Origin of the sequence: Planomicrobium sp. CPCC 101110 (assembly GCF_007859395.1) — a bacterium.
Classification (GTDB): Bacteria; Bacillota; Bacilli; order Bacillales_A; family Planococcaceae; genus Planococcus.
Map to the genome: position 1 here is coordinate 412,533 of NZ_VOHD01000006.1, position 24,601 is coordinate 437,133.

Consider the following 24,601-nt stretch of genomic DNA (forward strand, 5'->3'; position numbering starts at 1 on the left):
TTTCTTTTGACCTTCTTGCCGCCCTTCTCCCTTCTCCTGCACGTTCAATCACTTTACCAATAAAAAAGGAAGGCCGCAGCCATCCTCTTTTACTCCACTATTCCGTTTTGCAGCAAATACATCTTATGGTACAGCCCGCGTTTCAAGAGCAGCTGCTGATGCGTTCCACGCTCGACAATTTCGCCGTGGTGCAGCACCAAAATCAATTCTGCATCCTGTATCGTGCTTAGCCGGTGGGCAATCGCGATTGTTGTGCGGCCCCGCCGCATTTTTTCCAGGCTCGTCTGGATCGCCACTTCCGTTTCCGTATCGATGTTTGCAGTCGCTTCATCCAGCACCAGGATTTTCGGATCGGTCGCCATCGTACGCGCGAACGCAACAAGCTGGCGCTGGCCGCTTGAAAATGTCGATCCGCGTTCGGTGACCGCTTGCCCGTAAGCGGCCGGCAGCGCTTCGATAAACCGGTCCGCCTGTACGAATTCAGCTGCCGAACGGACATCCCGGTCAGTCATGGAACGGTTGTGCAGGCGGATATTGCTGTCGATCGTGCCGTAAAACAAGAACGGATCCTGCAGCACAAGCCCCATTTTTGAACGCAGTTCCCTTGCGCTATAGCTCTTCACTGACTTGCCGTCGATCAAGATATCGCCGTTTGTGAATTCATAGAAACGCATAAGCAAATTGATGATGGAACTTTTTCCGCTTCCCGTATGCCCGACAAGCGCCACCGTCTGGCCTGGTTCCGCCGTGAACGATATGTTTTTCAAAACGTCGTTTCTGCCATCATAAGAAAACGTCACATTGCGGAATTCGATTTTTCCAGACCCGATCGTCCCAAGCCCATTTTCCTGGCGCGGCGCCAGATCTTCTTCATCAAGCAGCGCGAAAACGCGGGAAGCTGCGACAATCGCTTGCTGGAAAATCGACAGCCGCTGCATCACTTGGCCGATCGGTTCGAAAAAGCGGTCCACATAAGTGACAAACGCATAAATCACGCCGACTTCCACAGTGCTCGAAAACGATGTGATGCCAAAATAGCTGAGCAGCAGGATGAGGGCAAATGCATAGACGATATCGATTGCCGGACGCAGCAGCAAGCCGTCGAGTTTGATGTTGCGCCGCCCGGCAAGCCAATGCTTGTCGTTGATTTCATTGAATTCGTCCTGCAGCCGCTGTTCCTGGCCAAATGCCTGGATCATTCCCATTCCTTGGATCGACTCCGATAACTTGGCGTTGAGCTGGCCGAGCCGCTCGCGCAGGTCCTGGTAAAAGACCGAACTGTATTTGCGGTACAAATACATGATGCCGAACAGGAGCGGCAGGAGCACCAGTGTCATAAGCGCCAATTGGACGTTCAAAAAGAACATCGCGATATAGACGCCGACGATCAAAAATGCGCTTTGGATAAATCCGATCAACACGCTGACAAACATTTCCTTGATGGCTTCGGTATCATTGGTGACTCGCGACACGATGCTGCCGGCAGGTGTTTTGTCGAAATAGCGCATGCCCAGGTTCTGGACTTTCGTGAACACATCGATGCGCATCTGCTGGATGATTTTCAGTGCGGCTTCCTGGAACTTCAACAGCTGGAAATAGCTTATGATGACATTGCTCACTTGGATAAACAAATAACCGAGCGCCAGGCCGGCTACCGGACCTGTCGGGAAAGTTCCGGGCGTCAAATAATCATCGATGAACGTTTTGATGAGCATCGGGCCGAGGACGTCCCCGAGGACCGTCAGCGCAAGCAGTCCGAGCGCCAAAAACACCATTTTCTTATGCGGCACCAAATAGCGCATCAGCCGCTTGAAAACAAGCCACTGGGCTTTTCCGGTCAATACTTTTTGTTCTTCCATCACGCTTCGCCTCCTTGCTCGACGAGCGCTTCGAGCTGCTGCAGTTGGTACATCTCGTAATAACGCCCTTTCCGCTCCAATAACGCTTCATGTGTACCGATTTCGGCGATAGAGCCCTCGTGCATGACCAGAATCTGGTGGGCATGCTGGATGGCGCTCAGTCGGTGCGACGTGATGATTGTCGTTTCGCCGGTCCGGGTTTGTTTCAAACTGGCCAATATGGCTTCTTCTGTTTTTGCATCGACCGCCGATAAGGAATCATCCAAAATCAGCAGTTCCGGCTGCATCATGAGCGCCCGCGCGATGGAAATCCGCTGTTTTTGGCCGCCTGATAAGGATACGCCGCGCTCACCGACCACCGTGTTATAGCCATCGGCAAAATTCAAGATGTCTTCATGGATATGGGCGAGCTTCGCCGCTTGCACCACTTCTTCCATTGCAGCGTCCGGCTTTGCGAATGCGATATTGCCGGCTATGGTTGTCGAAAACAAGAAATGGTCCTGCGGCACATAGCCGATCGCTTCGCGCAGCCTCTGCTTCTTGTAATCCTGGATCGGCACGCTGCCGAAGGTGATTTCCCCATCATAACCTTCAAATTCCCGCAGCAGCAGCCGCAGGATGGCTGATTTGCCGGATCCGGTTTTTCCGGCGATGCCCAGCGTTTCGCCGCGCTTCAGCATGAAATGGACATCGCGGAGCGCTGCCCGCTCGTCTTCCGGAAACCCGAATTTCTCGATGGAAACGACGATATTGCCTTCCGGGCGCTCGTCAAGGGCTTTTTCCCGGTCATCGATATCCACCGGCTCTGCAAGCAGGGAGCGGATCCGGTCATAGGACGCCCGCCCGCGTTCGACGATATTGAAGAGCCAGCCAAAAGCGAGCATCGGCCAAACGAGCAAGCCAAGGTACGCGGTGAACGCCACCAAATCACCGATGGTCATGTCGCCTCTTGTGACAAAGTACGAACCGAAGCCGATCGTCAGGAAGTAACAGATTCCGATGATGGCAGAAATCGTCGGATCAAACAGTGAATCAACGCGGGCAACACGGATATTTTCTTCGACGACTTTGCCGGACAGGCGCTGGAAATCTTCAATATCCTCCTGTTCCTGGCCGAACGTCTTGATAACTTTCATCCCGGAGATGCTTTCCTGGGTTTTATCATTCAAGCCCGAAAAGGATTCCTGGGCTTTATGGAATCGCTCATGAAGAAGCTTCCCATAGTAATTGGTCAGAAACGCCATCAGCGGCATCGGCAGCAGGACGATCAGCGTCAGTTTCCAGTTGATGGTCAGTGCCATGGCGGCAATGACAAAACCGCCTGTCGCAAACGAATCCACCAGCGTCAAAACGCCGGGGCCCGCTGTTTGCTGCACCGCCTGCAAGTCGTTCGTGGCGTGCGCCATCAAGTCGCCCACCCGGCGTTTCTGGTAAAATGCCGGGGACATCCGCGTCAGATGGTCGAACAATTGCTTGCGCAGATTGCGGGCCAGCAGGACCGATGAGCCGAAAATCATCTGGCGCCAAGCATAGCGGAGGACGTACATCGCGGCAGCGGCGGCACCCAACAGCCCGAGCCACTTCATCAAAAAACCCGGGGTCAACGAGCCGCGGCTGATTTCATCGACGACAAAACCGATGATCCGAGGCGGCAGCACGCCTAGAAAAGCCACGGCCAGCAACATCAGCACGCCGATCCCGTACTGCTTTTTCCGCTCTTTAAAAAACCAACCCAATTCCAAAAATACGCGCATAGCTCCGTTCCCCTTGCTGTAGTGTATGTATTTCTTTCTGTTTTATTTTACCAAACATCATTCTATGTAAAAAGAAAATAATTCGAGTTTTGAAATAAATCAGTCTTCTGGCGGAAGGCGGACCTTCCCTGATTTATGGCCGCCGATCAGATTGGCGCGTTCGCGGGCAGTCCCCGCCTCCGTATAGGAGACCGCACGGAGCACGGCGGTCGATCCATATTTGTCGCGCAGCGCGTCCATAGCCGCGCCAAGCTTCCGGATTTGCCATTTTCGCTGCTCGAACAAACTGAGCTGCATGCTCGTTTCGTCTTCGAGTTTCGACAAAGAAATGGCCAGCTTTCTCGCTGCCCGGCCGTCGTAAAATTCCGCAAGCAGCTCTTTGCAGACCATGTAGACTTTCATGGTATCGTTTGTTGCTTCGTCAATCGTCCGCGACCGCTGGAATCCGCCGCCAAATGCATGCATGCTGTAGCCGACCGACAGCGAGACGGTCCGCCCCGCTTTTCCGGCATTGCGTGCGCGCCGTGCCACATCTTCGGCCATCTCGAGCAGGACCGTCAGAATTTCCTCTGCACCCGTGTAATCGCGGTAGAGCATCTGCCCTTTGCCGAAGCTTTCCTGCCCTTCCACCAAGGTGGAGCCGAGTTCCGAAAGGTCGATGCCCCAGGCATGGTGGTACAGCTGGTTGCCAAGAATACCGAACGTCTCCTCCAGCCGGGCCAAATCGCTTCTCGCCAAATCGCCGACCGAAAAGATCCCCATGCTGTTCAAGGTTTTCTCCAAGCGCGAACCGATGCCCCACATCTTGCTGAGCGGCGCCACCGGCCATAGTTTTTTCGGAACATCGCTGTACGTCCATTCGGCAAATCCCGTCTTTTTGGCGTCAAGGTCAAGCGCCAGCTTAGCCAGCAGCATGTTCGGTCCCAAGCCGATTGCGGAAGGCAAGGAGAACTGCCGGACGATGTCATCCTGAAGATGGGAAATGATTGCTCTTGGCGCTCCCCAAATTTTCTCAGTTCCACTCAGGTCGACAAAACTTTCGTCGATGCTGTATACATGGATCGCTTCTGCCGGCACATACTCCCGCAGCAGGCGGGTAATTTCTATGGACACCCGCATGAAAAAGTCCATCTTCGGCTCGATTTTCAAGATGCGGGGGTCATCCGGAATTTCAAAAAGGCGAGTGCCTGTGCGGACGCCGAATTCTTTCTTCAGCACCGGGGATGCCGCGAGAACCACACTGCCTTTTTGTTCCTGGTTGCCGATGACTGCGATGCAAGCTTCCAGCGGATCAAGCCCCAAGTCAACCGCTGCGCAGCTTGCATAAAAGCTGCGCATGTCCAAACAGATAATGGGCCGTTCTTCCAATCCTTCATACATAATGCTTCCTCCTCACCCATTGATCCGTCTTACATAAGGATATACGAACACCTGTTCTTAATCAATAACCGCTTTTGCAGCCCATCAAACATTGGCGGGTTTTCAACAAAGCCGCAGATTCCTACGATAAAAAGCCGGTCTTCCGTTGAAGACAGCAAAAAGCCGGATGCTTTTACACATCCGGCCTTCCAAGTATTTGAATTGCCGTTCCTCCCGCTTTTTGTGGAATGGGCGGCTAACGCCGGGCCAGACGCGCAGCTGACCGAAATCCGGAAACCAAAACCCGCCGCATGGCCCGGACGGGGCGCACATGGCTTCCGCTCTGCCACTGAGCCCATTCAAGAGCCAACAGGCAGAGAACCAGCCAAATGGTCCCTGCTGCATAGCCCGCAATAACGTCGCTGGGAAAATGGGCGCCCAAATAAATCCGGCTGGTCCCGATAAGCACAACCAGGGCGCCCAATACAACAAGGGAAAGCACTTTCAGCCCTTTTTTCAGCCTGCTTCGCATAAGGAAATAAGCGATAAAGCCGTAAAAGATAAGCGATCCCATGGAATGGCCGCTCGGAAAGCTGAAACCGATGGCATCAATTTCTTCATTGATAGAAGGGCGCCCTCGTTCGTACAGATTTTTGAGCAATACAGAGAGAAGGGCTCCGCCTCCTACTGCAAGTATGAAAAACAAGATTCCCCATTTGTCTTTGGCCTTGAACCAGAGCAGCAATAAGACAATCACTGACAAAATCGTCAAAAACCACACAGACCCCAATTCGGTAATGAACAGGTAACCCGCATCAAATGCCGGACTCTCCACCAATCCAAAAAAGCTGATGATCGCCCCGTCAAAACTTTTCAATTCGTTTTCCAGCAGTTCTTCCGCAAGTTCGGCAAAGAGCCAGATGAAAAAGCTGGCTGTTGCCAAGCCGATTATCAGCAATAACGCAGGAAAGCCGGCTTTCCTGGTTTCTTCTTCCATAGCACTTCACTCCTCTCGAGACGCCAAGGCCATTCAGCGGCTTTGGAGTTGTTCTGCATTTTCCATGTACGGGTTGCGGCATTAGAAAAGAAAAATTTTCATAGCCCCCGCCACCGCATTTCCCTCTCTTTACCCTTTTTGAAACTCTTTATCCATAAAAGCCGGTTTTCCCAAGAAAGGAAAACCGGCTAAAAAAAACATATTGGAATTGGACTGTCCCCGCCTGTCGAGCCTGCCTGCAATAAGGGGTTTTGCGAAAAAAATAAAAAGACCGGCTTTCCTAAGGGGAGGAAAGCCGGTTTCGAAATGGACTTATTGCCCGATGAGTTGCTTGGCGAGTCCGAGCTGTTTACGTACTTGGTCGAATCCTGTACCGCCGAGCGAATTGCGGCGTTTTACGGCCGTTGCCGGCTGCAAGGTTTCGTAGATGTCTTCTTCAATGAGCGGGCTCGCTTCCTGAAGGTCTGCAAGCGGCAGATCTTTCAGGAAATAACCTCGCTGGATGCATGTGAAAACAAGTTTTCCAGTAACGTCATGCGCTTCACGGAACGGCATGCCTTTGGCAGCCAAATAATCAGCAAGTTCTGTCGCATTGGAAAAATCCGAGTGGACCGCTTTTTCCATCGAATCGGTGCGGACAGTCATCGTCCGTACCATGCCCTCAAAAATAGGCAGGGAACCGGCGAGCGTTTCGACGGTATCGAACATGCCTTCCTTGTCTTCCTGCATGTCTTTGTTATAGGCGAGCGGCAAACCTTTCAGCGTTGTCAGCAAACCGAAAAGATTTCCGTAGACACGGCCGGTCTTGCCGCGGATCAATTCAGCCATATCCGGATTTTTCTTTTGCGGCATGATGCTGGATCCTGTCGAGAATGCGTCATCAAGTTCGATAAAGCGGAACTCTTCGCTTGACCAAAGGATAATTTCTTCGGCAAAACGCGACATGTGCATCATCAGCATCGAAGCGTTGCTCAAAAATTCAACGATGAAGTCGCGGTCGCTGACGGCATCCAGACTGTTTTCGTAAACGCCGGAAAAGCCGAGAAAACTTGCGGCCAGTTCGCGGTCAATCGGAAACGTCGTGCCGGACATGGCGCCAGCGCCGAGCGGAGACAAATCGATTCGCTTGAGCGATTCCGTCAGGCGTGCTTTATCGCGTTCCAGCATCCAGAAGTACGTCAGCAAATGATGGCCGAATGAAATCGGCTGTGCACGCTGCAAGTGCGTATAGCCTGGAACAATCGTATCCACATGCGCTTCGGCTTGCGTGACGATTGCCCCTTGGAATGCAGCTACCGCTTCAATGATTTCCTGGACGCGATTTTTCAAATACAAATGCATATCCGTAGCCACTTGGTCATTGCGGCTTCTGGCAGTATGCAGCTTGCCGCCGACTGGGCCGATTTCGTCGATCAGCAGCTTCTCAAGGTTCAAGTGGATGTCTTCGTTTGCAACGCTGAATTCCAGCTCCCCGGCCTTCGCTTTTTCTTTCAGCGTTGTCAGGCCCGACAGGATAAGGGCAGCATCTTGCTCGCTCAGGATTTGGCAGGCTGCAAGCATTTTCACATGCGCTGTGCTGCCTTCCAAATCCTCCATCACTAATTGCTGGTCGAATGATATCGATGCCCCGAATTCATCCACCCATTGTTCGGCCGACTTCTGGAAGCGGCCGCCCCACAATTTGTTCATGATTTCACCTGTTCTTTAACAACAGGCTGTTCTTTTTTGTTGACCATGGAGTTGACCACTGTCGGAAGGCCCCAAAGTTCGATAAAACCGACAGCAGAAGCATGGTTGAATGTATCTTCAGTAGAGTAAGTGGCCAGCTGCTCGCTGTAAAGAGAGTTCGGCGATTTACGCCCTTCAATAATGGCATGCCCTTTGAACAGTTTCACACGGACCGTTCCGTTGACGTACACTTGCGTTTCCTTCAAAAACGCTTGGAGTGCGATACGCAGCGGCGAGAACCATAATCCTTCATAAATCAGTTCCGTCAATTTCTTCTCGATGACCGGTTTGAAATGCGCCATTTCCTTCACCAATGTGATATCTTCCAGTTCCTTATGTGCGGCGATCAGCGTCATTGCCGCCGGCGCTTCATAGATTTCACGTGATTTGATCCCGACGAGACGGTTTTCAACATGGTCGATTCTTCCGACGCCGTGTTTTCCGGCAATTTCGTTCAATTCAAGGATCAATTTTGCAAAGGAATACGATACACCGTTCAATTGGGTCGGTACGCCGTTTACAAATTCAATCTCAACGATATCCGGTTTGTCCGGTGTGTTTTCAAGTGCATTTGTTACGTCGTATGCTTCTTCCGGCGGCGCTGCCCACGGGTCTTCCAGTACGCCGCATTCGTTTGCGCGGCCCCATAGGTTTTGGTCGATCGAGAACGGGCTGTCCAGATTGACTGGAATCGGCACATTGTGTTCTTTGGCATAAGCGATTTCCTCATCACGCGACCATGCCCACGCACGGACCGGCGCAACCACTTCTAAATTCGGGTTAAGGGATTTGATCGACACTTCAAAACGCACTTGGTCGTTGCCTTTTCCTGTGCAGCCATGCGCTACAGCCGTAGCTCCTGTTTCTTCAGCGATTTCCACCAATTTTTTTGAAATGAGCGGGCGCGACAATGCCGACACAAGCGGGTACTTGCCTTCATATAATGTATGTGCCTGAAGTGAAACCAGCGCGTATTCATTGGCGAATTCTTCTCTAGCGTCAACCATATAACTTTCAACCGCTCCCACTTGGAGCGCTTTTTGTTTGATAAAGTTCAAATCTTTTCCTTCTCCAATATCCAGGCAGACTGCCACCACGTCATAGCCCTGTCCTTTCAGCCATGGAATGGCCACCGATGTATCTAGTCCGCCTGAATATGCAAGTACGATTTTTTTGTTCATTTATGAAAACCTCCAGTGTATTTTTATGCATTAATTAATATGAATATACACATATTAGCACGCCATTTTCATAAACGCAAGCATATTCAATCAAAAAAATGCATAAAAAAAGCAGCCTTCGCTGCTTTCACTTTCCGCCGATCGTATATTCATGAGTATCGAGGTCAATTCGCACTTCCGAAACGTCTCCGGTTTCCATATTGCTGAACAAAAAGCCGATTTCATTATCGCGTACGATAGGCTGCCCCATCATCAGCAAACTCGACAACTGCTCTTTATTGATGAACGCCTGGAGTGCTTCCGAGCGCTTTGCCGATTCCTCATCGGCCAGAATCGTCACAGTGCCCGCTTCGCCTTCCATTGGGAACTTTTCAGCAAGCGGCCCCGTGTAATCGACGCTCACTTTCATCCCGGTGCGGATATCGCTGATTTTGCTGTCCGAGATTTCGGTTCCGTTATCCGACCGGACCTCTACTTTGTCATTGATGTTGAAATAAATATTGTTTACAAGAATCTGCGATTCAGTCACTTGTGTGATGAACCCTTCCTCTGACATTTCTTTCTGTTCCACTGCAGCTTCTTCTTGTTTTGGCTCTTCTGTTTCAGTTTGTGCTGCTTGGTCGTCCGAGCATGCCGCCAACAACATGAAACTTGCCATCACTACCGTCCATTTCTTCAACTGACCCATTCCTTTTCGCATTATTCTCAAGGGGCTCCATGCAGGTTGCATAGTTCCAGACGCGTTAATTGTACCTGGAGAAAGAAATTGTTGCAATAAAAACAATAGCCCAAAAACTTACGCTTCCCTATAATAGAAGATTCCATTCTCGGACATTCTTTCCGTAATGAGCCCATCCTCCAAAAGATAATCGATTTGGCCGATCGTTTCCGATAAAGTCAAGCCGAGCTCTTTTTCATATGCATATGGAAACAACTTCTGCGTCAGCTGATAGACCGTCTTTTCTTCGCCTTTCAGCATGCCGAGCACTTTCAATGCGCGCTGATGCTGCTTTTCGAGACGCGCAGTGATCAGTTCCACAACTTCGCGCACTTCCTCCCCATGCCCGCTGTAAATGACATCGATCGGCATCTTCAGCAGCCGCCCAAGTGACGCGTTGTATTGAAGCAGGGATTTGGGGCGGCCTTCCGCCGGATCGAGCGGCGGTTCAATCAACGGATTGGAAGATACTTTCGCAATCACATGGTCGCCCCCGATCATTTCGCGTGTTTCGGCATTCCAGAACGACAAATGGCTTTGCGCATGCCCGAGCGTCTCCATGACTTGCCATTCCGGATGCCCCGGAAGCACATCGCCTTCATTGATCGTCCCATCGAGCGGGCGGCTGCCCATAAGATTAAGCGGCCGCTTCATTTTTTTCACCCAAAACAATAGCTCTTCCGGAACGCCTTCTTCTTTCAGCCTTTCCAGATAAAACGCATCGTGGTAATCGAAAAACGCCTGATCGCGCCGCATCCAAAGATCGTTATAAGGATGCCCGTATAGTTGGGCACGGTCAAAACCATCGACCCAGCCGGCATGATCGGGATGGTGATGGGTCAAAACCACTTGTTCTACATCTTGTGGTTCCACATTCACCTGTTTTAGGCCAGCTTTCAGCGCTTCCCAAGCTTCAGGCGTTTTCGGCCCTGCATCGATCAGCGTCAGCATATCGCCTTTTAGCAAATAGGCATTGACATCGCCGACAGCAAATGGTGTCGGAATAACTATTTTATGTAGACTCATTTCTCCATCTCCTCCAAAAAATGAATGACTATTCACCCATCATACCGCGTATTCCGGACCGCGTCACGCGAAAAGAAGGTTTGACAACAAAGCGCTGCCTCTTCTATAATTCAGATACATATGAAAGCGTAGAAAAGGCCAGTACAGATGGTGAAGGTGCAAAGAGAGTGTTGCCGAAGCTGAAACGCACACCCCCGCTCCCGTCTCGAACCTGCTTTTTAGCTGCCGTGCAAACACGGCCGTCGTTCCGCGTTAAGGAAGTCGAGTAGTGCCGTTCATCGGCAAACTTAGGTGGTACCGCGGAAACCAAGCGTTTTCGTCCTTGCAAAAGCAGGGACGGATGCGCTTTTTTTATTGGAATGCCGAAGCGGCCGTACAGGTCCGGCAGGCATAAGACGGAACAGTGAAGCGGCGCTTTTGCCGCACAGCTGGAACGGCTTATGACCCCGAGGACCTGGCCGCTGCAGGTGGACTATCAAAATGCGGAAGCGGCTCCCTGTTTCTGTCTGACAGAGCTATTTAATTTATGCTAAGGATGTGTTGAATATGAAAATCGTATGTGTCGGGGCCGGTTCCATGGCCGAATCCATGATTCATGGATGGATCAACAAACGCATTTTGCTGCCGGAAGACATTTCCGTCATGAACAAATCAGACATTGCGCGGCTCGAGTTTCTGCGGGACGAATACGGTGTCAATATCGTAGAGGGTGAAAAAACAGAGCTGCGGGAAGCGGACTTTGTGCTGCTTGCGATGAAGCCGAAAGATGTCAGTGCAGCTGTCAGCGCTATCAAAGAAAAACTGGCGGCCGATACCGTCGTTTTATCGGTCGTGGCAGGCGTATCCATAAAGACGATCCAAAAACATGCCGGAATTTTGCCTGTGGCACGCGCCATGCCGAACACATCCGCCAGAATCGGCAAATCCGCGACAGGCGTCGCCTGGAGCCAGCAAGTGACGGTCGACAAGCAGCATCAATTGCGCACGCTGCTGTCATCGATCGGCGGCGTCACTGTCGTTAAAGAAGAACAGATGCACGCTGTCACTGCGGTTGCGGGAAGCGGCCCTGCTTATGTCTACTATATGGCAGAAGCGATGACTGAAGCCGCTGTCGCCCAAGGGCTGTCGCTCGCCGATGCCACAAAACTCGTGCGCCAGACTTTCGACGGCGCTGCAGATATGCTGCAGCAAGCTGATTTTGTCGAACTGAGGCAAAAAGTGACAAGTCCGAACGGCACGACAGCGGCTGGAATCGCCGCTCTGGACAACCTTCAGTTCAAGAAAACGGTCAGTGCCTGCGTGGAAGCAGCCGCCAGCCGTTCTCAAGAGCTCGGACGGGAATTCGACTGATTTCTTCTGGTATACTAGAAATTGAGAATTCAAGGAGGGAAACCAATGGCAAAATTGTTTGAACCCATGACCATCAAAGATATAACATTCAAAAACCGCATCGTCATGGCACCGATGTGCATGTACCAAAGCGACAAAGAAGACGGTCAAGTGACCGACTGGCACCGGGTGCATTACCCGACCCGCGCTGTCGGCCAGATCGGCCTGATCATCGTTGAAGCTACGGCCGTCCAATCCCAGGGGCGCATTTCTTCCCGGGACCTCGGGATTTGGGAGGACAGCCATATTGAAGGCTTGACTGAAATCGTCCGCCTGATGAAAGCCCACGGATCCAAAACCGGCATCCAATTAGCCCATGCTGGCCGTAAAGCGGATATAGAAGGAACAATCTATGCGCCGAGCGCTATCGCGTTCAACGAGCGCTATCAAACGCCCGCCGCCATGACAGTTGAAGATATCCAGGAAACGGTGCAGGCGTTCAAAGACGGGGCTGTCCGTTCAAAAGAGGCCGGCTTTGACGTAATTGAGTTGCATGCTGCCCACGGCTATTTGATCAATCAGTTCCTTTCGCCTTTGACCAACAAACGGGAAGACCAATACGGCGGTTCATCCGAAAACCGCTACCGCATATTGCGCGAAACCATCGATGCCGTGAAGGCAGTATGGGACGGGCCCCTGTTTGTCCGTGTTTCCGCACATGATTATACGGAGGGCGGCATGACACCGGATCAATATGTGGAGATGGCACAATGGATGAAAGAGCAAGGCGTCGATTTGATCGATGTCAGCTCCGGTGCAGTCGTGCCGGCGCGGATCCACGCCTTCCCTGGCTACCAAGTGCCGTTTGCCGAGACGCTGAAAAAAGAGACGCCGATTGCGACTGGCGCAGTAGGGCTGATCACCAATCCTCAGCATGCTGAGGAAATTCTGCAAAACGGCCGTGCAGACATGATTTTCCTGGCTCGTGAACTGCTTCGCGACCCCTACTGGGCATACCGGGCAGCCAAAGAGCTGGGAGCCGAATCAGGCGTTCCTGTGCCGTATGAACGCGGCTGGGTATAAAGCAGTTGCAAAATGAACGAGATTTAGTATACTAAAAGTAACGCAAAAATGCCGGATGCGCGAACATCCGGCGAGCTGTATCCCGCTTCGAGAGCGGTTGGCTTAGAAAATAGGGTTCAGAAATAACCGTCTTTCCTTGCCTGGGGGACGGTTATTTTTTTTTGTCCGCAAGCATTATCATCGAAACGATCAAAGCCAGGCCGCTAAAGGTCAGGCCAATGCTCATGAACACAAGCTCGAATGTTTCCGATATAGACATACTACCACCCCCTTTCCGGGGTATGGCCGAACCGCCCTCCTACAGCTGTAACTTTATTTTATCACAAACAGAACATATGTTCTATTATTTCCATTGTTTTTTTTCTTTTCACCAGAAAAACCCATCCTGCTGGATGGTTTCCCTATATTTTCCTCATTTTCTTGGTGTGCTGGTTCCAGGCAAATTCGGAAAAGTCATGGGCAATTGCAATATCGGGATGAACTCCACGCACTTGTTGAAGCAGCCTTTTTTCGTCCTCCGGCAAGAAACGGGCGGAAATATGGTTGGCGACCAACAGTTTGGCGCTTGCTAAACGGGCGGTTTCAGCCGCTTCCAAAATGGTGGAATGGCCGTATTCACCCGCAAGTTTTTTTGTTTCCGCGTCGAACGTCGCTTCATGGACCATTACATCGGCGTCCCGGCTCAAGTCGGCAGCCGCTTGGCAAAATCGGGTATCCCCGAGAATGGAGACAATAAATCCGCGGCTTCCAGGCTCTGTCACTTCTTCGCTTTTCACAGTGGTGCCGTCTTCAAGAACCACGTCTTCCCCGTTTTTCAATCTCGCAAGCAGCGGGCCCTTCGGTACGCCGAGTGCTGTCGCTTTGTCTATCTGAAGCTTTGGGGGCAGCGGCTTTTGTGTGATCCTGAAGCCATATGACGGAATGACGTGGTCCAGAAGCGCAGTCTCGACCAGCATCTCCCCATCTTCGAAAATCACGCCTTCCATTTGCTCATGGAAACGGATCGGATAAGATAAATGGGTCCGGCTAATGCGCAGCATGGTTTCCACAAACTCATGGATGCCTTCCGGGCCATACACGTCAAGGGGCTCATCCCCGCCTTGGAATGATCTTGAGCCAAGCAGACCCGGCAACCCGAAAATATGGTCGCCGTGCAGATGGGTGATGAACACCTTCTCTATTTTTCTCGGTTTTATCGTCGTGCGCAGAATTTGATGCTGGGTGGCCTCTCCGCAATCGAACAGCCAGACAGCGCCCCGCTCTTCCAGCAGCTTCAAGGCGATAGCCGAAGTATTGCGCTGTTTGGACGGCATGCCTGCACCAGTCCCCAAAAATAATAATTGCATAATCCCCCTACTTCCTCTCGTGGTCATGGTCATCCAAGAAATCTTTGCTGAAGCTCGTTTCCGAACCTGTCGCCGGGCGTTTCAACTTCGCCTCTTTGGCGCCTTTTACAAGCACTTTTTTGCCGAAGCGGCTTTCAAGCTTTGCCATAAGATCGAGAATCGGCTCTTCTTTGGCGTGCTGCTGAAAATCAAAAAGCGACAATTGCTCTGTCAGTTCGCCTTTGTCTGCCACATTGGATACTGTCACTCCGACAAGGCGCAGCGCTTCTCCGTTCCAATGTTTCAAAAACAGCTGCCATGCAGTCCTGTTGATATCCTCCGCTTTCCACACCGTATTTTTCAATGTGATGCTGCGGGTCCGGTTTTGCCAGTCAGAGCTCCTTGTCTGGATTGTTACGGTAGGACCCGCCAGCTCTTTGGCTTCCAGGCGGTTTGCGACTTTTTCGCAAAGGCCGCGGATGACTTTCCGCAAGTTTTCTTCTTCCGTTTCATCCACTGGCAGCGTAGTGGATGTTCCGACGCTTTTGGTGTCGTAAATGGAGTCCGGGTCGACAGGGCGGTCGTCAATGCCATTTGCCCTGGCCTGCAGCCGAACTCCGTTTTTTCCCATATTCCCCTTGATCAATCCGGGATTCGCCACCGCCAGATCGCCGATAGTCTTGATCCCCAGCCCATTCAGCTTCGCCGCTGTGCTTTCGCCGACGCCATGCATATCGATAACAGGCAGCGGCCATAGTTTTTCACCGATGTCGCGTTTTCTCAAGATCGTGATGCCTTGCGGTTTTTTCATATCGGATGCCGTCTTGGCGAGAAATTTGTTCGGCGCAATCCCGATGGAACAAGGAAGGTCGAGTTCCGATAAAATGCGGGTCTGGATTTCCTGTGCGATTTCCAGAGCATGGCGCTCAGCCGCAAGCTCTGTCACATCAACATAGCCTTCATCAATGGAGACAGGCTCGACATTGCCCGTATAGGAACGCAAAATACCGAACATCGCTTTGGAAGCGATCCGGTAGCGGTCAAAGTTCGGGGGCAATAAAATCAACTCGGGGAACTTGCGCTTCGCTTCATGCACTTGCATCGTCGTATAGATGCCGTGCGCGCGCGCTTCGTAGGAACACGTTACGATAATGCCCCGGCGTTCTTTCGGGTTTCCCGCAATGGCAATCGCTTTTCCTTTCAGTTCCGGATCGTACGATTGCTCGACAGACGCGTAAAAACTATTCATATCAATATGAAAAATCACTCGGCTTGCCATAAAGATCGCTCCATCGTCGTTTTCTTCCAGTTTACCATAAGAAAAGCGAAGGTTAAAAAAGAGAGAACATTCTTCATTGTTTCCAAAAGGGCAAAAAAAAAGAGGAGCCGAATGCTCCTCCTTCCCTTACTTTTGGATAAACTGCTGCGTCCAATAACTGCCGGATGGCGTATAGCCTGCCCCGATATGCGTGTATTTTTTGTTGAGGATGTTTGCCCTGTGCCCCGGGCTGCTCATCCAGCCTTTCATGACTTCTTTTGGCGTTCTGTAGCCTCTTGCAATGTTCTCTCCTGCAGATCTGTATTTGATCCCGAATTTTTTCATCATATCGAAAGGGCTGCCGTATGTACCGATATGGCTCATTTGGTTCCGCTTTTTCATATCGTCCGATTTCAGCCTGGAAACTTTGGATAGCTTTATGTCTACAGCAAGCGCTTTTAGGCCGGCTTTAGCTCTCTCCTTGTTTACCAAAGAGACGATTTCCTTTTCATAAGCCGACAATGCGTATGCGGCAGCTGCCGCTTTTGCGGAATCTTTGGCGGCGGCTGACACCGGATTTTCCTTATGGACAACATTCCCAGCATAGTTTGCTGCCGCTGCCGGTCCGGCGACAGGGAAAATCAATGCCAAGGATAGAGCTGTTGCGGTTATCTTTTTCTTCATATTCTCAATTCCACCTATCATTTTTTTAATATAATACAGCACTAATTTAATATAGCATTATTAAAGTACTGATACAATGTTAAATATTTGGTAATAAAGGTGAAAAAAGAGTCTGCATTAGCAGACTCTTTTTATATTTGGTTAGAGGAGCATTTCATTGAAAGGCGGTTTCTTTAACGATTTCCACCAGCAGTTCCGCAAGCTTCTCCAGTTCTTCAATGGGCATGCGCTCGTTCTTGGTATGGATTTCTTCGTAGCCGACACAAAGGTTGACGGTCGGGATGCCAAAACCGTTGAAGATATTCGCATCGCTGCCGCCTCCGCTCGTCAGGACCGGCGAAGGCCGGCCGATATTGGCTGCAGCTTTTTGCGCGATCCTCACCACTCGTTCCGTCTCTTCAAAATGGAAACCCGGGTACATCAATTTCACATCGGTTTTGGCCCTGCCGCCAAGGCTCTCGGCAACACTTTCGAAAACGGATTCCATGTGAGCTGTCTGATCCGCCAATTTATCTTCACGGATCGAACGCGCTTCCGCTAAAATCGATACTTCATCGCAGACGATGTTGGTCGCACGGCCGCCTTCAAAACGTCCGATGTTGGCAGTGGTTTCTGAATCAATGCGTCCGAGCGACATTTTCGCAATCGCCTTCGCCGCAATGGTGATGGCCGAGACTCCTTTTTCCGGCGCCACTCCGGCATGGGCGGTCTTGCCGTAGATTGTCGTCCACAGTTTCGCCTGAAAAGGCGCGGAAGTGACGATGCCCCCCACTTTGCCGTCGCTGTCAACCGCATAGCCATATTTGGCGAACAGCAAGGAAGGATCAAATTCCTTCGCTCCTGCCAATCCGCTTTCTTCGCCCGCTGTTATGACGAATTGGATGTCGCCGTGCTCGATCTGCTGGTCTTGGATTGTGCGGATCATTTCCAACAATGCCGCGATTCCCGCTTTATCATCCGCCCCGAGGATCGTCGTGCCGTCAGAATAAACGCAGCCGCCCCGCACTTCGGGTTTGACCCCTATGCCAGGCACTACCGTATCCATATGGACTGTAAAGTAGATGGCAGGGACACCGGCTGCACCTCCCCTTAAAGTCGCGATAAGGTTGTTGGCGCCGTGGCCGTTTCGCAACGAGGAATCATCTTCCGCTACGTGGAACCCGATCGACTCCAGCTTTCTTTTCAAAACCCCGGCAATTTCACCTTCATTTTTCGTTTCGGAACTGATTTGCACCAATTCAAGAAACTCGTTCAACAATCGCTCTTTGTTCATGTTTTGCACCTCTTCTTATAATGGCATGTTGCCATGCTTTTTTGCCGGCCGCGCATCTTTTTTATGGCGCATCATTTCCAGCGCCTGTATCAGTTTGATGCGCGTTTCACGCGGATCGATCACATCATCCACCATGCCTCGCGCTGCGGCGACATAAGGATTGGCGAATTTCTCCCGGTATTCCTCGATTTTTGCAGCCCGCGTTTTTTCCGGATCATCGCTTGCCTCAATTTCCCGTGCGAAAATGATATTGGCCGCCCCCTGCGGTCCCATGACCGCAATTTCTGCGTTCGGCCATGCATACACCAAGTCCGCTCCGATGGATTTTGAATTGAGGGCCACATAAGCCCCTCCGTATGCCTTGCGCAAAATGACTGTCATTTTCGGGACGGTCGCCTCGGAATATGCATACAGGATTTTAGCCCCGTGGCGGATGATGCCGCCGTGTTCTTGCTTGATGCCAGGGAAAAAGCCGGTAACATCCTCGAACGTGATGATCGGGATGTTGAACGAATCACAAAAACGGATAAAGCGGGCGGCTTTGTCGGACGAATCGATATCAAGCCCGCCTGCCATCACTTTCGGCTGATTGCATACAAGCCCGACCGTCTCCCCTTTTATTCGAGCGAGCCCGATGACGATATTCTTCGCGAATTCCGGCTGCACTTCCATGAATGTGCCCCCGTCCACCACTTGTTCGACCACTTTACGGACATCATACGGGCGGATTGCTTCGTAAGGGACCACCTCGGCCAGCTCTGGCCGATAGTCATCTTCATCCCCTGCAGGTTCGCGCGGCGGCATTTCATGGTTGTTCTGCGGCAAATAGCCGACCAATCGGCGCACCATTTCCAGCACTTCTTCTTCAGAAGCCCCCCGGAAATGGGCGTTTCCGCTGATTGCGGTATGTACTCTCGATCCCCCGAGGTCTTCGGACGAAATCTTCTCCCCTGTCACCGTCTCGATCACTTTCGGTCCGGTGATGAACATCTGGCTTGTTTTATCGACCATGAACACAAAATCAGTGATGGCTGGCGAATAAACCGCGCCGCCCGCTGATGGCCCGAGTATAACTGATATTTGCGGAATGACGCCCGAATAAATGGAATTCCGGTAAAAAATATGGCCATAGCCGTCAAGCGACAATACGCCTTCCTGAATTCGGGCGCCGCCCGAATCGTTCAGCCCGATGAACGGAGCTCCATTTTTCGCCGCCATATCCATGACGTTGACGATTTTTTGCGCATGCATTTCGCCAAGCGCACCGCCAAAAACCGTGAAATCCTGGGAAAACAAGTAAATCGGCCGCCCATTCACTTTCCCGTATCCCGTGACCACCCCTTCACCCGGCCCGTTCGCCATGCCGAAATCGGTCGTTCGGTGCTCGACAAACGGATTCAATTCAACAAAAGAGCCTTCGTCAACAAGCAGTTCGATGCGTTCGCGTGCTGTCAATTTCCCTTTATCATGCTGCTTTTCGATTCGCTCTTCGCCCCCGCCGAGTTCGATTTCGCGCTTGCGGTCATACAGTTCATTGATTCTTTCGTAGATATCCATTTCCCCACTCCCTCTGCTACTGCTTTTCACACAATTCGTATAATACGCCGTTCGAGGATTTCGGATGCACAAAAGCGACCAGTGCGCCGCCTGCGCCAAGTTTCGGCTGTTCGTTCAACAGCTGGACTCCTTTTTCCCTGAGTTCGGCCATGCGCGTTTCGATGCTTTCCACACCGAACGCAATGTGGTGGATGCCTTCACCCCTTTTTTCCAAAAACGAAAAGACAGCGCTTTCTTCATTTATCGGTTCAAGCAGTTCGAGCTTGATGTTGCCTGCATCGATAAATGCGACACGGACGTTTTCCGAAGCGACTTCCTCGATTTTCAAAAGCGGGCAGCCCAGTGTTTCCATATAATAAGGAAGGACTTCATTCAGATTCCGGACGGCGATTCCGATATGATCGACTTTCTTCATCGTGGTTCACATCCTTTTTCAGCTTCTCCTTTATTGTACCCATTCGCAAATAAAAACTCTAGTTCTACTGGAATATTTGGAAAACGACGGCCGTTGTTCTTCAGTTCCCAAGGAATTTATGATATCATCTCTACAAGAACACTTGATAACAAAGGAGTCTTACAACCGATGAGAAATAATTTTTTCCGTAAATTCGTCGTCTACGCTATGATCGTGTTGATGCTGTTGTCTAGCTTGATGATGGGAATCAGCTTTATCATCTAACTTTATAAACTCAGAAAAAAGACGGCCAGATCATTCTTCGGCCGTCTTTTTGTTATGGAATCCTTTATACGATTGCTTGATTTCCAGATAGGTCTCCATTTCTTGGATCACTTGATAAAGAGACGCCATCGCCAGAAACGTTTCATGGTCTTTCGGAAGCGGCAAATTGGCAAAATCGGCTTTCAGCGATTCCAATTTGTTGATATAGTGCTGGGCGGTATTGCCGGAATGCACGTGTCCGCCCAAGTCCTCGAGAAAATCCGCGACCAGGTCCGAGTGGCCTACCATGACCGGAAGCGCGGTGATCTTCGGCAAAATGCGTTCGATAATGTCGAATTGCTGCTCGCGCATGTCGAAATACCGATAATATTTGTTTTCAAGCCGCGTAACATGGTTTTCAACATCCTGGTAGGCCAGCGCTTTTGCTTTCTTCAAAATGTCGGCCGCTTCCACCAGTTCCTTTCCGCTCCAATCCGTATCGCCTTGGCGCAAATAAACTACGATTTCCCGGAATATCACGGAGTATAGATTTTCTATGTCAGAGCGGTAGGCGTCCAGCTTCCGCTCGATGCTCGGCATATACATGTTCACCACAAGCGCTGTGCCGAAGCCGATGGCCATGAGCATGAGCTCGTTGATAAAAAGGCCGCCCGTCAAATTTTTGGAATCGTATATATGCATCAAAATAACGGAGCTTGATACAAACCCTTCCGTGAAACCAAGCGACACCAATAGCGGAATGAAAAGTAAAATCAAGATGCCCAAAATCGCCGGATGGTAAGCGAAGCCTTCAAAGAAGATAAAAGCATAGGCAATGGCGATCAAACTTGCGACAAAACGGGTGAACGCCGCCCTGATGGATTTCTTTTTGGTCGGCTGAATGCACAGGATGGCCAGAATGCCAGCCGACACATAATAATCAAGATCAAAAAACTGCGCCAATGAAATGGCGATGGCCGCGCCTGCCGCCGTTTTCAATGTACGGTAGCCGATGGAAAAACGCTTTAACTTCATGCTTGCCTCCGGTTTTCGACATGAAAAAAATGCCCCTCTGAAGGGGCATTCGGACTTAGATTTCTTTGCAATGCTCTTCAAACAAAGCTTGGATATGGGTGATTACGGACATAGGATCATGCCCTTCAATCTCGTGGCGGCCGATTTCGCCTACCAATTCGCCGTCTTTCAAAAGAGCGAATGACGGTGATGACGGAAGATGGTCATCCCCGAAAATTGCACGGGCCTGGGCAGTCGCCTCTTTGTCTTGTCCTGCAAAAACAGTATACAAGTTGTCAGGGCGTTTGTCATAATGGATTGCATGAAGTGCCGCTGGACGGGCGATGCCGCCGGCGCAGCCGCAGACAGAGTTGATCATCACAAGGCTAGTGCCAGGTTTTGAAAAAGATTCAGTTACTTCTTCAGCTGTTTCAAGCTGTGTATATCCGCCGTCAACCAATTCTTGGCGGGCAGTGGTGACGATATCATTCATCAAAAAATTAAAATCCATTGCCATTTGGGTTCACTCCTCATATAGTACTCCACTAATCATAGCATCCCTTGAAAAGACATGCAAAAAAGCTTACTCGAACAAGAGGGAAATGGCTTTGGATACCGGCAATTCCCCTTCAACCACTTGCATTTCTAATTTTTTCACCCTGTCCCGCTTGGCCGGATCTTCAAAAAAACGGCTATGCAGCTCATCAGCAATCATCGCACGGAACCAATCCCTTGTTTGGGATTTCCGCCGCATTTCCCAGTTTCCGCTTCCCTTTACGGTTCGCTGGAACTCTTCGGCAAGATGCCACACTTCAGCGATTCCTGTCTTTTCAAGCGACGAAGCGGCAAGCGCTGCAGTTTTCCAGCCAGGAGTCGCCGGCTGCAGGAAATGGAGCATTCCTCGATACTCCGCCACCGTTTTTTTTGCGAGGCGCGCGTTATCGCCATCCGCTTTATGGACGATCAAAGCATCCGACAGCTCCAGGATCCCTTTTTTCATCCCTTGCAGCTCATCTCCGGCACCCGTCAGCACCAGCAGCAAAAAGATGTCCACCATACCGCGCACAAGCGTTTCGCTTTGCCCTACCCCCACTGTTTCCACGAGTATAACATCATACCCCGCCGCTTCGCAAAGCAGCATCGTTTCCCGCGTCTTCTTATGGACACCGCCGAGCGTCCCGGCTGTCGGAGAAGGACGGATAAAAGCATGCGGGTTTCTTGCCAGCTGCTCCATACGGGTTTTGTCGCCCAGGATGCTGCCGCCGGTCAAAGATGAACTCGGGTCGATTGCGAGAACCGCCACGCGATGGCCAAGCCCGGTCAAGAGTTCACCGAACGTTTCGATAAAAGTGCTTTTACCTGCCCCTGGGACGCCGGTGATGCCGATCCTCACGCTATTCCCCGTAAAAGGCAGCAGGCGGTTCAACAGCTCCTGCCCTTCTCTTTTATGGGAAGGATTCGAACTTTCAAGCAGCGTGATCGCTTTTCCCAGGAAAAGCCGTGAACCGTTTCGCACCCCTTCAGCAATTTCCGTGATGTCGGTCGCCTGGCCGCCCGGTTTCCTGAATTTTTTCCGCGGTGCGGCGCTCATGCCATCGTGGGTGGCAGGAACGCCTTTCAACACATGCCTTGTCGTCTTTTCCCGATCCATCAGTCCGCCACTTCCTCATAGCCGAGGCGGACATAAATTTCCTCTATCACTTTCTGGGCTGCCACCGGGATGACCGTCCCCGGCCCAAAGATTGCACTTGCGCCGTTTTGGCGGAGGAATTCGTAATCCTGCGCGGGTATAACGCCTCCCACCACAATCAAGATATCTTCACGGCCAATCTTCTTCAGTTCAGCGGCCAGGTCGGGAACCAGCGTCCTATGCCCCGCCGCAAGCGAGCTGACGCCGATCACATGGACATCATTCTCCGCTGCCTGCTGTGCTGTCTCCGCCGGGGTCTGGAAAAGGGGCCCGATATCAACATCAAAGCCCAAATCGGCAAAAGCTGTCGCTATGACCTTTGCTCCCCGGTCATGGCCGTCCTGCCCCATTTTAGCAATCAAAATCCGCGGCCGGCGGCCTTCGTTTTCCATAAAGTCTTCGGTCATTTCCTTTACGGCCTGGATTTCTTCCTGATTGGAGAAGTTGGAACTGTATATGCCGCTCACTGAACGGATCACCGCCTTATGCCGTCCGGACGCCGCTTCTATGGCATCCGATATTTCACCAAGGCTCGCCCGGTGGCGTGCTGCATCCACCGCGCAAGCCAGAATGTTTTCTTCGCCCGATTTTGCCGCTTCTGCCAGCCGCCCGAGCGCTTTTTTCACTTGTTCGCTGTCGCGTTCGGCTTTCATGCGCTCAAGCCGCTCGATTTGTTTTTTTCGCACAAGCGTATTGTCGATATTCAGAATATCAATCGGATCCTCCTGATCCAGCCGGTAGCGGTTCACGCCGATGATCACTTCCTCGTTGGAATCAATCCGCGCCTGTTTTTTCGCAGCCGCTTCTTCGATGCGCATTTTCGGAAGTCCGGTTTCTATCGCTTTCGCCATGCCGCCGAGATTTTCAACTTCTTCGATCAGATCCCATGCTTTTTCCATCAATTCGTTGGTCAGCGCTTCAACCTGATAAGACCCTCCCCATGGATCGATCACTTTCGTCATCATCGTTTCTTCCTGCAAAAACAGCTGCGTGTTGCGGGCGATGCGCGCTGAAAAGTCTGTCGGCAGGGCAATCGCTTCATCAAGCGCATTGGTGTGGAGCGATTGCGTGTGCCCCATGGCAGCAGCATTCGCTTCAATGAGCGTGCGCGTCACATTATTGAACGGGTCCTGTTCGGTCAAACTCCAGCCCGACGTCTGCGAATGTGTGCGAAGAGCGAGGGATTTATCGTTTTTCGGATTGAACGATTTCATCATTTTAGCCCAGATTTCCCTGGCTGCCCGCATTTTCGCGATTTCCATGAAATAGTTCATGCCGATCCCCCAGAAAAACGATAATCGCGGCGCAAAAGAATCGATATCGATGCCGGCGGCAAGTCCCGTACGGACATACTCCAGTCCATCGGCGAGGGTATATGCCAATTCGATGTCCGCTGTTGCCCCGGCCTCCTGGATATGGTAGCCCGAAATGGAAATCGAATTGAATTTCGGCATTTTTTCCGAAGTGAACTGGAAGATATCCGCTATGATCTTCATCGACATAGCTGGCGGGTAGATATAGGTGTTGCGCACCATGTATTCTTTCAAGATATCGTTTTGGATCGTGCCTGCGAGCTGCTCCGGGGAAACGCCCTGTTCTTCCGCAGCAACGATGAAAAACGCCATGATCGGAACAACGGCACCATTCATGGTCATCGACACCGACATTTGGTCAAGCGGTATGCCATCGAACAAAATTTTCATGTCTTCCACACTGTCAATGGCAACCCCTGCCTTGCCGACATCACCGACAACGCGGGGATGGTCAGAATCATAACCGCGGTGCGTAGCGAGATCGAACGCGACAGACAAGCCTTTTTGGCCCATCGCAAGATTCCGCCGATAAAACGCATTGCTTTCTTCCGCAGTTGAAAAGCCAGCATATTGCCGGACCGTCCACGGCCGGGATACATACATCGTAGGATAAGGCCCGCGGACATTCGGGGCAAAGCCCGGCATGCTTTCTTCATGGAATTCTGTATCTTTTGCTGTATATGCCGGTTTAATCGGGATGCCTTCATTGGTCATGAACACTTCTTCTTTTTTCAAACCGCTTTCATGGATGTTCAGTTTTTGGATATTTACTTTGGAAAAATCGGGTTTGGTCAT

At 51.2% G+C, this 24,601-nt stretch carries 20 protein-coding genes and 1 pseudogene; 3 read left to right on the forward strand and 18 right to left on the reverse strand.

Going from position 1 to position 24,601, the window contains the following annotated elements:
* Positions 1–89: 89 nt before the first annotated feature.
* The 8 genes from FQV30_RS09960 to FQV30_RS09995 form a co-directional block, all read right to left on the reverse strand.
* Entirely contained in the window at positions 90–1,859 is a 1,770-nt protein-coding gene (locus FQV30_RS09960; protein WP_146500004.1) for an ABC transporter ATP-binding protein, read from the reverse strand.
* Positions 1,859–3,613 carry an ABC transporter transmembrane domain-containing protein gene (locus FQV30_RS09965; RefSeq protein WP_146500005.1) on the reverse strand — a complete coding sequence of 585 codons (1,755 nt, stop codon included), beginning with the start codon at positions 3,611–3,613 and terminating at the stop codon, positions 1,859–1,861. The genes FQV30_RS09960 and FQV30_RS09965 overlap by 1 nt, the downstream gene beginning before the upstream one ends.
* Before the next feature lie 99 nt (positions 3,614–3,712).
* Complete coding sequence (locus FQV30_RS09970) at positions 3,713–4,993, reverse strand: Y-family DNA polymerase (RefSeq protein ID WP_146500006.1); 1,281 nt, start codon at positions 4,991–4,993, stop codon at positions 3,713–3,715.
* 235 nt (positions 4,994–5,228) lie between these two features.
* On the reverse strand, positions 5,229–5,969 hold the full coding sequence (locus FQV30_RS09975; RefSeq protein ID WP_146500007.1) for a phosphatase PAP2 family protein: 741 nt from the start codon (positions 5,967–5,969) through the stop codon (positions 5,229–5,231).
* Positions 5,970–6,281: 312 nt separating this feature from the next.
* Positions 6,282–7,658: an argininosuccinate lyase gene (argH, locus tag FQV30_RS09980; RefSeq protein ID WP_146500008.1), complete on the reverse strand. Its 1,377-nt coding sequence runs from the start codon at positions 7,656–7,658 to the stop codon at positions 6,282–6,284.
* Positions 7,655–8,878, reverse strand: a complete 1,224-nt coding sequence (locus FQV30_RS09985) for an argininosuccinate synthase (protein WP_146500009.1) — start codon at positions 8,876–8,878, stop codon at positions 7,655–7,657. The genes argH and FQV30_RS09985 overlap by 4 nt, the downstream gene beginning before the upstream one ends.
* Positions 8,879–9,005: 127 nt before the next feature.
* Positions 9,006–9,566, reverse strand: a complete 561-nt coding sequence (locus FQV30_RS09990; protein ID WP_255473422.1) for a DUF3221 domain-containing protein — start codon at positions 9,564–9,566, stop codon at positions 9,006–9,008.
* Between the two features lie 108 nt (positions 9,567–9,674).
* Entirely contained in the window at positions 9,675–10,622 is a 948-nt protein-coding gene (locus FQV30_RS09995; RefSeq protein WP_146500011.1) for an MBL fold metallo-hydrolase, read from the reverse strand.
* Between the two features lie 546 nt (positions 10,623–11,168).
* Between FQV30_RS09995 and proC the strand changes: the two genes are divergently transcribed.
* Positions 11,169–11,972: a pyrroline-5-carboxylate reductase gene (gene proC / locus FQV30_RS10000; protein WP_146500012.1), complete on the forward strand. Its 804-nt coding sequence runs from the start codon at positions 11,169–11,171 to the stop codon at positions 11,970–11,972.
* Between the two features lie 45 nt (positions 11,973–12,017).
* The gene (gene namA, locus FQV30_RS10005; protein ID WP_146500013.1) at positions 12,018–13,034 is read left to right on the forward strand and encodes an NADPH dehydrogenase NamA; all 1,017 of its coding nucleotides are present in this window, start codon (positions 12,018–12,020) and stop codon (positions 13,032–13,034) included.
* Between the two features lie 401 nt (positions 13,035–13,435).
* Here namA and rnz read toward each other — a convergent pair whose 3' ends face one another.
* From rnz to mce, 6 genes and pseudogenes are all read right to left on the reverse strand, one after another.
* Positions 13,436–14,380: a ribonuclease Z gene (gene rnz / locus FQV30_RS10010; RefSeq protein WP_146500014.1), complete on the reverse strand. Its 945-nt coding sequence runs from the start codon at positions 14,378–14,380 to the stop codon at positions 13,436–13,438.
* Between the two features lie 7 nt (positions 14,381–14,387).
* Positions 14,388–15,638 carry a DNA polymerase IV gene (locus tag FQV30_RS10015; protein ID WP_146500015.1) on the reverse strand — a complete coding sequence of 417 codons (1,251 nt, stop codon included), beginning with the start codon at positions 15,636–15,638 and terminating at the stop codon, positions 14,388–14,390.
* A gap of 126 nt (positions 15,639–15,764) precedes the next feature.
* A pseudogene (locus FQV30_RS10020) lies at positions 15,765–16,139 on the reverse strand (CAP domain-containing protein); the annotation flags it as partial.
* A gap of 316 nt (positions 16,140–16,455) precedes the next feature.
* Positions 16,456–17,574 (reverse strand): M20/M25/M40 family metallo-hydrolase, encoded by a 1,119-nt coding sequence (locus FQV30_RS10025; protein WP_146500017.1) that lies wholly within the window; start codon positions 17,572–17,574, stop codon positions 16,456–16,458.
* Positions 17,575–17,589: 15 nt separating this feature from the next.
* Positions 17,590–19,131 (reverse strand): acyl-CoA carboxylase subunit beta, encoded by a 1,542-nt coding sequence (locus tag FQV30_RS10030; protein ID WP_146500018.1) that lies wholly within the window; start codon positions 19,129–19,131, stop codon positions 17,590–17,592.
* Between the two features lie 16 nt (positions 19,132–19,147).
* Positions 19,148–19,546: a methylmalonyl-CoA epimerase gene (gene mce, locus FQV30_RS10035; protein ID WP_146500019.1), complete on the reverse strand. Its 399-nt coding sequence runs from the start codon at positions 19,544–19,546 to the stop codon at positions 19,148–19,150.
* Positions 19,547–19,714: 168 nt separating this feature from the next.
* Between mce and prli42 the strand changes: the two genes are divergently transcribed.
* Entirely contained in the window at positions 19,715–19,810 is a 96-nt protein-coding gene (gene prli42, locus FQV30_RS17975) for a stressosome-associated protein Prli42 (protein ID WP_186725617.1), read from the forward strand.
* Between the two features lie 30 nt (positions 19,811–19,840).
* Here the strand turns inward: prli42 and FQV30_RS10040 are convergent, their stop codons facing one another.
* From FQV30_RS10040 to scpA, 4 genes are all read right to left on the reverse strand, one after another.
* On the reverse strand, positions 19,841–20,824 hold the full coding sequence (locus tag FQV30_RS10040; RefSeq protein WP_146500020.1) for an aromatic acid exporter family protein: 984 nt from the start codon (positions 20,822–20,824) through the stop codon (positions 19,841–19,843).
* 55 nt (positions 20,825–20,879) lie between these two features.
* Complete coding sequence (locus FQV30_RS10045) at positions 20,880–21,320, reverse strand: BrxA/BrxB family bacilliredoxin (RefSeq protein WP_146500021.1); 441 nt, start codon at positions 21,318–21,320, stop codon at positions 20,880–20,882.
* 66 nt (positions 21,321–21,386) lie between these two features.
* Entirely contained in the window at positions 21,387–22,454 is a 1,068-nt protein-coding gene (gene meaB / locus FQV30_RS10050; protein WP_146500022.1) for a methylmalonyl Co-A mutase-associated GTPase MeaB, read from the reverse strand.
* Positions 22,454–24,601: a methylmalonyl-CoA mutase gene (gene scpA, locus FQV30_RS10055; protein ID WP_146500023.1), complete on the reverse strand. Its 2,148-nt coding sequence runs from the start codon at positions 24,599–24,601 to the stop codon at positions 22,454–22,456. The genes meaB and scpA overlap by 1 nt, the downstream gene beginning before the upstream one ends.

Coding starts and splice junctions, on each gene's coding strand:
- FQV30_RS09960 (WP_146500004.1), bottom strand. CDS start 1,859: ATGGAAGAACAAAAAGTATTGACCGGAAAAGCCCAGTGGCTTGTTTTC.
- FQV30_RS09965 (WP_146500005.1), bottom strand. CDS start 3,613: ATGCGCGTATTTTTGGAATTGGGTTGGTTTTTTAAAGAGCGGAAAAAG.
- FQV30_RS09970 (WP_146500006.1), bottom strand. CDS start 4,993: ATGTATGAAGGATTGGAAGAACGGCCCATTATCTGTTTGGACATGCGC.
- FQV30_RS09975 (WP_146500007.1), bottom strand. CDS start 5,969: ATGGAAGAAGAAACCAGGAAAGCCGGCTTTCCTGCGTTATTGCTGATA.
- argH (WP_146500008.1), bottom strand. CDS start 7,658: ATGAACAAATTGTGGGGCGGCCGCTTCCAGAAGTCGGCCGAACAATGG.
- FQV30_RS09985 (WP_146500009.1), bottom strand. CDS start 8,878: ATGAACAAAAAAATCGTACTTGCATATTCAGGCGGACTAGATACATCG.
- FQV30_RS09990 (WP_255473422.1), bottom strand. CDS start 9,566: ATGGGTCAGTTGAAGAAATGGACGGTAGTGATGGCAAGTTTCATGTTG.
- FQV30_RS09995 (WP_146500011.1), bottom strand. CDS start 10,622: ATGAGTCTACATAAAATAGTTATTCCGACACCATTTGCTGTCGGCGAT.
- proC (WP_146500012.1), top strand. CDS start 11,169: ATGAAAATCGTATGTGTCGGGGCCGGTTCCATGGCCGAATCCATGATT.
- namA (WP_146500013.1), top strand. CDS start 12,018: ATGGCAAAATTGTTTGAACCCATGACCATCAAAGATATAACATTCAAA.
- rnz (WP_146500014.1), bottom strand. CDS start 14,380: ATGCAATTATTATTTTTGGGGACTGGTGCAGGCATGCCGTCCAAACAG.
- FQV30_RS10015 (WP_146500015.1), bottom strand. CDS start 15,638: ATGGCAAGCCGAGTGATTTTTCATATTGATATGAATAGTTTTTACGCG.
- FQV30_RS10025 (WP_146500017.1), bottom strand. CDS start 17,574: ATGAACAAAGAGCGATTGTTGAACGAGTTTCTTGAATTGGTGCAAATC.
- FQV30_RS10030 (WP_146500018.1), bottom strand. CDS start 19,131: ATGGATATCTACGAAAGAATCAATGAACTGTATGACCGCAAGCGCGAA.
- mce (WP_146500019.1), bottom strand. CDS start 19,546: ATGAAGAAAGTCGATCATATCGGAATCGCCGTCCGGAATCTGAATGAA.
- prli42 (WP_186725617.1), top strand. CDS start 19,715: ATGAGAAATAATTTTTTCCGTAAATTCGTCGTCTACGCTATGATCGTG.
- FQV30_RS10040 (WP_146500020.1), bottom strand. CDS start 20,824: ATGAAGTTAAAGCGTTTTTCCATCGGCTACCGTACATTGAAAACGGCG.
- FQV30_RS10045 (WP_146500021.1), bottom strand. CDS start 21,320: ATGGCAATGGATTTTAATTTTTTGATGAATGATATCGTCACCACTGCC.
- meaB (WP_146500022.1), bottom strand. CDS start 22,454: ATGGATCGGGAAAAGACGACAAGGCATGTGTTGAAAGGCGTTCCTGCC.
- scpA (WP_146500023.1), bottom strand. CDS start 24,601: ATGACCAAACCCGATTTTTCCAAAGTAAATATCCAAAAACTGAACATC.